We start from the raw sequence: 11,435 nt of genomic DNA, 5'->3' as shown, positions 1-11,435 counted from the left end.
CATAACCTGAAGGTCGCAGGTTCAAATCCTGCCCCCGCAACCAAATAAAAAAGGCGGTCCCTTACGGGGCCGCTTTTTTTATTTGATCACGTGAAGAGCCTTTAAACCTCTGATCTTCCTTGGCTTATGAGCCTCCTCATAACTTGAAGGCTGAAGACGTATAGAAAACGTGCCGGTGGCACGTTTTTAGTCTGAAGGTTGAGCGCGGGCTACCTGCCCTCAGTGGCACGGGCGGACGGATCAGGCCTTTATGCCGAACAGTTTTTCCGCATTTCGGAACGCAATTTTTTCCTTGGCTTCACGGGGCAGATCGACTGCGCGAAACCAGTCGGTGCCCTGTTTCATGTCTGCAAACGGATAATCGGTTCCAAACATCACGCGGTCCACGCTGATGTATCTCAGCAAAAGATGAAGCAGTTCATCCTGGAAAAATGCGCTGGTCGTGTACCAGAAATTGTCATTGAAATACTGCCCGATAGGCTTGTTTAGCGAGCGCTCGGTCACATCGCCCAAATCCCCGACGATACGCTCGTAGTAGAACGGAAGGCCTTCTCCCATGTGGCCGATGATCATCTGCAGTTTGGGGAATCTGTCGAACACCCCGGTCATGATCAGTCGAAGGCATTGCGTAAGCACCTCCTGATGCCAGCCATATCCTGAACCACTGAGAATGTAGTCCTGATATTCGTCATTATATCCCGGCCGCATGATACGGTAGTAAATATCGAAGACTTCCTTGGGCGGGAAACCCGGATGCAGGTATATCGGCACGCCAAGTGCCTCGGCACGGGCCAGAAGGGGCTCGAAATCGGGATGGTCGAGAAACTTTTTGCCAATGAAGCCATTGGTCATGGCGCCGACAAAGCCATCCCTGCTAACGGCGCGTTCCAGCTCGTCCGCTGATGCCGCCGGGTCCTGCAGCGGCAGGGTTGCATAGGCCCGGAACCGCCCCGGATAGGTGACCATCGGGCCCGTGGCAATCATCCTGTTGAGGCGATAGGCAAAATCGATGCCTTCCTGACCCGCGAGATCCTGCACGCCCGGCGTATGTGCGGAGAGGATCTGAACATTGATCCCCGCCTGATCCATGGCCCCGATGCGGCCTGGGCCGAGTTCGGCAAGACCGGTTTCCTTAAGGTATTCCACGTGATCATCGTTAATCGCGTTCAGCGCGATCAGTTCGTCGGTGGTATAGGTTTCTTCGGTGGCGATAAAGGGCAGGTCGTGGTCTCGCAACGCGATGATCGAAGACGTCTCTGTCGCGGCCGCGCGGGAGATAATGGCGGGGGCTGCCAATCCGGCACCAACACCAAGTGCCGCCGCGCCACCCAGAAAACTGCGTCGTCCGATTGTCAGGCTATGTTGGGATTTTTCGGTCGGTTTCATGTCAGTTTCTAATCCGCTATTGTTGTGGTGAGCCGTTCGGGTATTGCTTTCGTCATCATGTTGGCGTGAAGGGGTTATGCCCGACCGTGTGCACCCAGACATCGGATCAGCGGGGAAAAGAGATGCTCCTTCGGGGGATTGGCATAGCCCGCAAGACCGCAAGGTGGATACAGGGCGGGATAAAAGACAGCGCATCTATCCGCCGCTATCAACCACTCCGGCGCCCAGCCGCTTCTCGGGCTAAAACGGGACACCCTGTTGAGGTTCGACAGCTAGGGCAGATAGATCAGCGGTGTCAGCCATCCCTCATCCTGCATCAGCTTGATGCCTTCAAATATCGGTCCGGCGACCAGAAACCACATCGCATCGCGTGTTGTGGATAAAAACAGTGCCGGTTTGCACAGCAGGTCTTCCTCATCGCGCCAGCGAAACCAGGTCGGGCGGAAGCGCGGGACGGTATTTTGATAACGCCGGAATGCCTTGCCAAAACGTTCCGAGAGCAATGCCTCTTCGTGCGCGACAACATTACGAAACACCATCCAGCACAGGCCGGCAAACAGACAGCCAAGCACGACACTGCCGGTCTGTGCGCCGACACCGAAGGCGCCGATCATGTTGGAAACATAAAGCGGATTTCGGCAGCTGGAATAAGGCCCGGTGGTGACAAGCTCTGTTTTCTTGCGCCCGCCGATATAAAGGGAGCACCAGCCACGCCCAAAGATGCAGACGCCAATCGCAAACAGCCCGGTGGCTTCGATCATGTCGTGAAGCTCGCTCTGGCGCTCCGCCATCGCCCGGCTTCCGGCCACAAGAACCAGAAGCACGACAACGCCAATGCGAAGAACACGTTTTCGTCGGCGCTGTATGGTCCGCAGAGCCGCGCCATCGGGGAGCACCCCCGGCGTCTGGTCGGATGGGTCTTTACGGGCGGAACGGAGTTCGGCCGAACGCGACATGAAATTCACTCCTGCAAGATCAAGCTACAGAAGTCATATCGTCAGGGGTCTGGTTCTGGCGTCCGATACTGCATAGCCGGTCGTTCGGATGGCCCTCCCGGACATATGGCCACCGACCATATGCCTGGACGGGGTGCCCGCGCCCCTTTCCGGCTGCATATAAAATTTCCTGAAGAAAGTTCTTGATTTGTTCTTTTATTTATGGCATAAAAGAAAAGTCAACGGGAGAAAACCGCCCGGACCGAAACCCGCGAGGCCTTGTGCCTCGCGGGTTTTTGCGTTTGGGGCCGGATGAAAGAGGGGATCAGGATGCAGCGGCAAAGATACGGACACAGACACGGGCAGGGCAGCGGGGCATTCCGCAGGATATGGGTCGGCGGATGGCGGAGCCATTACGGCGGCACTCTGCCCCAGGACAAAAGGGACTAAGGGAACTAACCCGGTCATTTGTCATGACGGGAGAGGTGCGTCTTGTTGAGGAGGAAGCGTTAAATCTGCCGGGAGCGGCAGCAATGGCAGCAATGGCAGCAGCGGGCAGCGTTGAGCGGCGCCCCGTCGATGGTGGACCAATGGGGGCCGTACGCCCGAAGTTTGTCCGGGCTCCATCGGTTGCGGGAAGTGGTGCCATTGCCGGAGGTGACCAGAGCGGGTAGTGGGCCCGGAGATCGTCAGTTGGTGAGGATGGCAGATGCCCGAGGTGTGTCCGGGCTTTATCGGTTTCTGGAAGTCCGGTTTTGGGGGGAGGGAGCACTGCCGTCGCATCGGTCATCGGCTGGTGGTGGCCCGGATTCCGTGATCATAGTTCGGGCGGGCAAAAGGCCAGCGGTCAAGGCACGACACCGCCGTATTAGTTTCAGGCTCTGAGCCGGTGCTCGTAGCTTGATGGCCGGTTGGGGGGGGGGGGCAACACGGTTGTGAAAAAATTGCTTCAGTGGACCGGTTTTAGTCCTAAGGTTGAACATGGCCGGCAGGTTGCGCGCAGACTCCGTTTTACAACACGCCTTTTTGATCTTTACCTCAATTATGCGCCAATAGCTGTGTGTGAGTCCTTTGTGAAATATGTTTACGAATCATAAAAGCTATCATAGGTTGTAATTATAAGGGTTTTCTTATGATTCATGGGGAGGGACACTCAAATGGATTGGGAGCTTGTTGTTGGGAAACTTGATAACAATCAATATGAAAAACGCATCGAAGTTCTGAAGAATAGCGGAACCGATACGGCATCAATTGAAAAAACTGTCAAAAAAACAATAGAGAACCTAAAGAAAAACAGTTCGCGTTCTTTTGTTATTTTTGGAGAGCCGCAAAGCGGAAAAACAGAAATGATGATAGCGCTGAACGCTAAGTTGCTCGATGAAGGGTACCCAATAATTGTAAACCTACTGACTGACAGTGTGGATCTTCTTGATCAAAGTCTTAAACGATTCAGAAAGTCTGGATTAAACCCTTCCCCGAAGCCTTTTAGTGATTTGCCACATGATCCGAAACGTCTGAAAGGGCAGGAATGGGTCGTTTTCTGCAAAAAAAATGCAAGGGACCTTGAGAAGCTAATTGACTACTTACGGATGGAAAAGAGTCTAATAATAATTGATGATGAAGCTGACTATGCTTCTCCGGATGGTAATATCAATAAACCAGAATACAATAAAACAAGAATTAACGAGCTTATTTCGAACTTGATTGGGAAAGATGGCGTTTATATTGGGGTGACTGCTACTCCAGCGCGTTTGAACTTAAACAACACATTCCAGAATGTGAGTGAAGAGTGGGTCGATTTTCTTCCTCATCCATACTACGTCGGTCAAGATTTCTTCTTTCCTCACAAGGAAGAATGTTCATACAGACTACATACATTCCAAGCTGACGAAGGGCATGAAAAAACAGAAATTGAGAAAGCGATAATCCATTTTCTTTGCGGGGTAGCAGAGCTGCACCAAAAAGGAATTGAGAAGAATTTTACAATGCTAGTGCATACGAGCGGAAAGAAGCTCGAACACGCAGAAGATGTTGATTTAATTCAATCTACTATCGCATCACTATCTAATGCAAATAATCCGGGTTTTGAGCGACTGCGCAAAAAACTTTGGAAAATTGCAGGCGAGTACAGTGATGAAGGTCCAGAAAAAATTGGTTTATTTGTACTTAAGAATATTAGAAGAAATACATTAGTCGAAATAAATTCAAGAAATCCCAAACCAGGTAAAGTAGCTGAAATCGCATCTCCTACTAGTCTTTTTTCTTTTGGGGTGGGCGGAAATATTATCTCAAGGGGGGTTACGTTTGATAACTTACTTTCGATGTACTTTACCAGAACGGTAAAAGGAAAATTCTCACAAGATACATATATTCAGCGCGCAAGGATGTTTGGTCCAAGGCAGGATTACAAAGAATATTTCCAGCTTTGGATACCAGAAAGCCTAATGGGTAATTGGAGTAAGTGTTTCGCGTTTCATAAGTTAGCACTTGAGGCACTGCGTAGCGGAGCAGGAGCACCTGTATGGCTTTCAGACCATAAAACTACACCTACTTCTCCGGCTTCAATTGATCGATCAAGTGTCGACTTTGAAGGCGGTGAGATGTCTTTTGCCCTATTTGATTACAACGAAGATTTGGCGTCCTCGTTCAAGAGAAATGGGCGGGATGACAAGGAAGTTTTGCAGGGACTGAGAGAAAGTTTTAGCGACAGCGAACTGCCTAGCTATGTCTATCGATATCTAGAACAAGAACTACAAGAAGGTTCGCGAGCTATCTCATTCCACAATCCAAGTGGCTTTGGTACTGCGTCCAAAAATTACACCTCAGAAGAAAAAAAGAACATCCGTCGTACCAAAGGGATATTTGCTACGAATGAGTACGCGCGGAGTGAGTATCCGAATGCGAGACATCATTTGAAAATATTTTTCAATGATGCGGGGAAAGCGCGGATATTTTACAAAATTAAAGGTGGTTCAATCAAGTTTATGCAGAATAGAAGATGATATCCGGTACAGCTCGCGCCCACGGTGCTTTTTTTGTGATGTTGTTTGAGGAGTTTCAACGGCCTATCTCTGTGCAAAGAATATCGGAGGTTGGGAGTGGGTATTATTTGCTGGATGGCAAAGTCCCTGTATATTTGAAGCTGTCAACAAAAAGAAAAGGACCATGGTACTTCAATTTTTTTCACTCTCACCAAACAACACAACAAACCTTATTTGAGAAATATGGCGAGTGCATCACCTGTTTGATATGTGGTCAAGACGGGATCGTTGGCTTGAGTATGAGCGAATTCCGAGAGGTTTTGGACCAGAACTTTGAAGAGCAGGAAAATGTCACGGTACGGCGAAAGCTAAAGACGATGTACGAGATTAAGGGACGTGATGGTGCTTTGAATCGGCGGGTTAGTCGAGGTGCCGTGTTCGAAAAATTAAAAGATACTATCCAAGAATAAAGAAGAAAATCTTATGATTCATATACATCCATTTCCGGCTCGGATGGCCCCTGAAATAGCTCTCAAAGGGCTGGAGGGACTGCCAAGCGATTACGTGGTTCTTGACCCAATGTCTGGGTCGGGAATGGTACTTGGCACAGCAGCTAAAGTCGGCCTAAAGGCAATTGGATATGACTTGGACCCATTAGCGTGCTTGATTTCTAGGGCTAATGGGCGGTTTGTCGACTCCAACAAAGCGCATCAAGCACTAGAGAAACTGTTGTCTTTGGCGACCGATATTGATGTGAAAGATGTTTCTCTTTCTTGGATGGATGAAGATATCGAAACAAAAAAGTTCGTCGATTTCTGGTTTGGCAAAGCGCAGCAAAGACAGCTTCGGATTCTTAGTTATCTATTGGTTGAAAAGCCATTTATCAAAAGCCAGATCATTTTGGATATTCTAAAAGTTGCAGTTTCTCGGCTTATTGTGACAAAAGAACCGAAGGCGTCGTTCGCGCGGGATACTGCACATAGTCGACCACACCGCACAATTAGCGAGAACACATTTGATGTGTTCAATGCTTTGCCAAAATCATTGTCTCACGTCTTATCTGCGCTGAGCCCAACACGCATCAAGGAAAACGTCAAAAGTTATCGTGGTGACGCACGAAGAATGGGGCGAATTGCGGACCAGTCTATTGATTGTATTATTACTTCGCCGCCATATTTGAACGCAATTGACTATATGAGAGGCCATAGGCTTTCGCTTGTATGGCTGGGGCACAGTGTGAGCTCTCTGAGAAATATTCGGTCGAGGGCGGTTGGTGCTGAGTTAGTACTGGACAGCGAGCACGATGAGGAATTCAAAGTGTTCCTGTCCAAATTGCATGACGACATCGACGACAAGAAGAAGCGCATTCTGAAACGTTACTATAGAGACTTGTGCGACCTTACAAAGGATGCTTTTCGAGTGTTGAAGACTGATCGGGAAGCGACTTATGTGATGGGGAACTCACAAGTTAAAGGAAAAGAAATTAGAAACTCAGACCTTCTAATCATTGCAGCTCAAAAAGCAGGTTTTTCAGTCAAGAGTGTTCAGACGCGTGACATTCCTGAAAATAGACGCTATATGCCGATGAAGAGCTCTAACAAAACAGCGTTATCAAAGAGAATGAATCAGGAATACGTCATTAGCTTTTACAAGCCGATCGCTAATTAATTCCAGTGAGTCCTTGTTTTCCGTTGTGTCGAAATAAAAACACCCCCGGCCTCACGACCGGGGGTGTTCGTTTGTCAGAGCCCGAAGGCTCCAATCCAGATCATCATCTCAAAGGCACACAACCCTTACGCAGCCAGATCAAACCGGTCTGCGTTCATCACCTTGGTCCAGGCCGCGACGAAGTCCTTGACGAACTTCTCGTGGTTGTCGTCCTGGGCGTAGACTTCGGCATAGGCGCGCAGGATGGCGTTTGAGCCAAACACGAGGTCAACGCGGGTGGCGGTCCATTTGGTCGCCCCGGTTTTGCGATCAACGATGTTGTAAAGGTTGTCGCCAGCCGGTTTCCAGCTATAGGCCATGTCGGTCAGGTTGACGAAGAAGTCGGTCGTCAGTTTGCCGACACGGTCGGTAAAGACGCCGTGCTTGGTGCCGCCATGATTGGTGCCAAGAACGCGCATGCCACCGACCAGTGCGGTCATTTCCGGTGCGGTCAGGCCCATGAGCTGGGTCCGGTCCAGCATCATTTCTTCGGGCGAAACCACATAATCGTCTTTCAGCCAGTTGCGATAGCCATCGGCCAGCGGTTCGAGCGGCTCGAAACTTGCGGCATCGGTCATTTCGGCCGTCGCGTCACCCCGGCCCGGTGCGAACGGGACGGTGATGTTGACACCGGCATCCTTCGCGGCCTTTTCAACGGCTGCCGTACCACCGAGCACGATCAGATCGGCGAGGCTTACTTTCTTGGCAAGGCCTGCCTGAATGCCCTCCAGGGTTTTGAGAACCTTGGCAAGGCGTTCGGGCTCGTTCCCCGCCCAGTCCTTTTGCGGGGCCAGACGGATACGCGCGCCATTGGCGCCGCCGCGCATGTCCGAACCGCGATAGGTCCGGGCACTGTCCCAAGCGGTGTTGATCAGTTCGGCGCTGGTCAGGCCGCTGCTGAGTAGTTTGGACTTGAGATCGGCGATTTCGGCGTCCGAGAGCGTGTAATCAACAGACGGGATCGGGTCCTGCCAGATCAGGTCTTCCTTGGGCACGTCCGGGCCGACATAGCGGACCTTCGGGCCCATGTCGCGATGGGTCAGTTTGAACCATGCGCGGGCAAAGGTTTCGGAGAAATATTCCGGGTCCTTCATGAATTTCTGGCAGATGGCGTTATAGGTCGGGTCGACCTTCATCGCCATATCGGCATCGGTCATGATCGGTTTGCAGCGGATCGAGGGATCCTCGACATCGACCGGCATGTCTTCTTCCTTGATGTCGGTCGGTTCCCACTGCCATGCGCCAGCCGGGCTTTTCTTCAGCTCCCACTCGTGACCGAACAGCATATCGAACCAGCCCATATCCCATTTGGTCGGGTTGGTGGTCCAGGCACCTTCGATGCCCGAAACCATGGTATCGCGGCCAATGCCACGGCCATTGGTTTTCATCCAACCGATGCCCTGATATTCGACGTCGGCGGCTTCTGGTTCGGGGCTGAGATCAGACGGCGAGCCATTGCCGTGCGATTTGCCGATGGTGTGGCCACCAGCGGTGAGGGCCGCGGTTTCCTCGTCATCCATTGCCATGCGGGCGAAGGTTTCGCGGACCTGGGCGGCGGTTTTCATCGGGTCAGGCTGCCCGTTCACACCTTCCGGGTTCACATAGATCAGGCCCATCTGAACAGCGGCCAACGGGTTTTGCATGGTGTCGGGGCGGGTGATGTCCTCATAACGGCTGTCGCTTGGTGCCAGCCATTCCTTTTCCGCACCCCAATAGGTGTCCTTTTCCGGGTGCCAGACATCTTCGCGGCCAAAGGCGAAGCCATAGGTTTTGAGGCCCGCGACTTCATAGGCAATCGTGCCGGCCAGGATCATCAGATCGGCCCAGGAGATTTTATTGCCATATTTGCGCTTGATCGGCCAGAGCAGACGGCGGCCCTTGTCGGTGTTGACGTTATCAGGCCAGGAGTTGAGCGGTGCGAAACGCTGGTTGCCGGTGCCACCACCCCCACGGCCATCGGCCAGACGATACGAGCCTGCGGAATGCCATGCGACACGGGCGAACATGCCAACATAGCTGCCCCAGTCGGCGGGCCACCATTCCTGGCTTTCATTCATCAGCGCGCGAAGGTCGTTTTTAAGGCCTTCGACGTCGAGCTTTTTGAGTTCTTCGCGGTAGTTGAAATCCTTGCCCAGCGGATTGGTTTTCATGTCGTGCTGATGCAGGATGTCGAAGTTAAGAGCGTTTGGCCACCAATCCATAACCGTGGTGCCCAGTGCGGTCATACCGCCATGCATGACCGGGCATTTCCCTGCTGTCTGTTTTCCGTCCATTTCTCTCTCCCGTAATGGCTGGCTGTTCCTGTTTTCCTGATCCGGTCAGGTTTTACCCAAAGCGATATTTGCGGATTGCGGCATGATGGGGCATCCCCAATTCGCGGTCTTGTATCGGCTTCTGGTTTCTCTCTCCCGCCGGGTCGTGAGCCGGTCATATTGACCGCAGGAATATTTGAACATTCTGGTGAACATTTCGGCGTGATGCTTCCCTGTTCAAGGTAATGTCGAAACTTGTGATCGCAACAAGACGAGATTGTTAAATCATTGGGCGTCATGTCGGGCGATGCTGTCAAGCAGGCTAACGCGTTTTGAGTGTATAGGTTAAATAGTTATTTTTGAATTTTTTGATAGATTTTACCGATTTGTAGTCGGGCCGATCCGGGGGATCGAGGTCACAAAACCGCCATGGCGCATTTGCATGCTTTTCAAGCGCGCGTGATTGGCGTTAGGCTTGCGCGTACAAACATCAAAACATCATTGGGGAAGTTGTGCGACATGGACGGGTCCGATCAGGCGATGCCTGATATCGCCTATAGCCCGATGCCTGACGAAGCAGGCATCCGTGACTTCATCGCCAGATGCGACCGGCTTTATCCGCCCGATGCGGTTGCCGCCGATATTGCGCAGCAACGCAAATGGTATGGCGCCCTTTGTGATGCCTTTGCCTATCCCCATCCGCCGGGGCTTCTGAGCCGTGATGATCATATTGCCGGGGTGGCGGTACGGATTTATCGCCCGGCGAAAATCAGAACGACGCGGAAGCTTTTATACCTGCATGGCGGCGGGTTTATCGTCGGGTCGCTGGATAGCCATGATGCGATCTGTGCCGAGATTGCCGAGGCGGCCGGGGCGGAAATGATTTCGGTCGATTACCGGCTGGCCCCCGAACATCTTTGGCCCGCCGCGCATCAGGATGCGTTTGCGGTTGCGCGTGATGTGCTGTCGCGCGGGGCGGAGGTCGTGCTGATTGGCGATAGTGCCGGGGCGACATTGGCCGGCGGGCTTGCGATCCGGGCGCGCGATGAGGGGCTTGGTGCGGGGGTTGTGGGGCAGGTCCTGATTTATCCGGCCCTTGGCGGTGATCTTGGCTGGCCATCCTATGGGCAGATGGCATCCGCCCCCGGTTTAAGCACCGATGATGTGATTTATTATCGCGATGTCCTGAAGGCGCCGATGGATGATCCGGTGGCCTATCCGTTATCGGCGGAGGACCTGCGCGGGTTGCCGCCAACCTATATCACCGCGGCCTATTTTGATCCGCTGCGTGATGACGGGCGGGAATATACCGCGCGCCTTGCCCGGGCCGGGATTGATGTGACGTACCGCGAGGAACCGCAAATGATCCATGGCTGGCTGCGTGCGCGGCATATGAGCGACGGGGCGGCGACCGGATTTAAATTCCTGTGTGATGCGATAAGGCGCATGGCGGCAGAATAATTCTACGGCATAATAATGTACCGGATATTTCTGCTAATTTGTGCGCAATATGAAATGATCCGGATTTAATGGGTCCGCTAAATCGCCGGAATTATTTGGCGGTTTCTTCTGGTTGATTGTCGCGGTCTGGTATCTGTATTCATCTGTTGCGGGAAATCCGCCGGTGATGAGTGTTTTGATAATTTCCTGTTCTGGTGATAGTCTTTGTCGCCTCATCTGTTTCGAAGGTGTGTTTTGCCCGTTAGGGCACCCGTAGAACGGAGGCAGGGAATGTATCGCAAGATCATGGTACCCGTTGATCTGACGCATATCGACAAGCTGGAAAAGGCGCTTTCGACGGCGGCGGATCTGGCAAAGCATTATGATGCCAAAATCTGCTTTTTCGGGGTCGGAACCAATACTCCATCCCCGATTGCGCATACGCCAGCAGAATATGATCGCAAAATGGCGGCCTTTGCCGAAGAGCAGGCCAAGAAGACCGGTGTTGAATGTTCGGGCATGACCCGCATTTCACATGATCCGGCGATTGATCTGAGCGAAATCATTGTTGATGCGGCAACGGAGGCCAAGGCGGATGTGATCGTCATGGCGTCGCACGTGCCGGGTATTGCCGATCATATTTTTGCATCCCACGGCGGATATGTTGCATCGCACTGGGATCATTCCGTGTTTCTGGTGCGTTAATAGCAGGCAAACCGGACAGATGCGGCCAG

At 52.2% G+C, this 11,435-nt stretch carries 8 protein-coding genes; 5 read left to right on the top strand and 3 right to left on the bottom strand.

What is annotated here, in order from left to right; translation table 11 throughout:
• Positions 1 to 240 precede the first annotated feature (240 nt).
• Together TH468_RS04790 and TH468_RS04785 are read right to left on the bottom strand one after the other, a co-directional pair.
• Positions 241 to 1,386 carry an amidohydrolase family protein gene (locus TH468_RS04790; protein ID WP_085642389.1) on the bottom strand — a complete coding sequence of 382 codons (1,146 nt, stop codon included), beginning with the start codon at positions 1,384 to 1,386 and terminating at the stop codon, positions 241 to 243.
• Between the two features lie 272 nt (positions 1,387 to 1,658).
• Positions 1,659 to 2,342, bottom strand: coding sequence for an isoprenylcysteine carboxylmethyltransferase family protein (locus tag TH468_RS04785; RefSeq protein ID WP_085642388.1), 684 nt, complete (start codon positions 2,340 to 2,342; stop codon positions 1,659 to 1,661).
• A gap of 1,136 nt (positions 2,343 to 3,478) precedes the next feature.
• Here TH468_RS04785 and TH468_RS04775 point away from each other — a divergent pair.
• From TH468_RS04775 to TH468_RS04765, 3 genes are read left to right on the top strand one after another with little or no spacing between them, the layout of a single operon-like run.
• Positions 3,479 to 5,323 carry a Z1 domain-containing protein gene (locus tag TH468_RS04775; RefSeq protein ID WP_168177067.1) on the top strand — a complete coding sequence of 615 codons (1,845 nt, stop codon included), beginning with the start codon at positions 3,479 to 3,481 and terminating at the stop codon, positions 5,321 to 5,323.
• A complete protein-coding gene (locus TH468_RS04770; protein WP_085642385.1) occupies positions 5,320 to 5,772 on the top strand; it encodes a hypothetical protein in 453 nt (150 codons plus the stop codon). Before TH468_RS04775 ends, TH468_RS04770 begins: the two co-directional genes overlap by 4 nt.
• Before the next feature lie 13 nt (positions 5,773 to 5,785).
• A complete protein-coding gene (locus TH468_RS04765; RefSeq protein ID WP_139834631.1) occupies positions 5,786 to 6,970 on the top strand; it encodes a hypothetical protein in 1,185 nt (394 codons plus the stop codon).
• Positions 6,971 to 7,095: 125 nt separating this feature from the next.
• Here TH468_RS04765 and katG read toward each other — a convergent pair whose 3' ends face one another.
• Positions 7,096 to 9,282 (bottom strand): catalase/peroxidase HPI, encoded by a 2,187-nt coding sequence (gene katG, locus TH468_RS04760; protein WP_085642383.1) that lies wholly within the window; start codon positions 9,280 to 9,282, stop codon positions 7,096 to 7,098.
• 498 nt (positions 9,283 to 9,780) lie between these two features.
• Here katG and TH468_RS04755 point away from each other — a divergent pair, with 498 nt between their 5' ends.
• A complete protein-coding gene (locus TH468_RS04755) occupies positions 9,781 to 10,722 on the top strand; it encodes an alpha/beta hydrolase (protein WP_139834630.1) in 942 nt (313 codons plus the stop codon).
• A gap of 270 nt (positions 10,723 to 10,992) precedes the next feature.
• Positions 10,993 to 11,406: a universal stress protein gene (locus tag TH468_RS04750; protein WP_085642382.1), complete on the top strand. Its 414-nt coding sequence runs from the start codon at positions 10,993 to 10,995 to the stop codon at positions 11,404 to 11,406.
• The last annotated feature ends 29 nt before the right edge of the window (positions 11,407 to 11,435 follow it).

This window comes from Thalassospira sp. MCCC 1A03138 (genome assembly GCF_002115785.1).
In the GTDB taxonomy this organism is placed as follows: Bacteria; Pseudomonadota; Alphaproteobacteria; order Rhodospirillales; family Thalassospiraceae; genus Thalassospira.
This window is presented reverse-complemented; position numbering and strand designations above follow the sequence as displayed.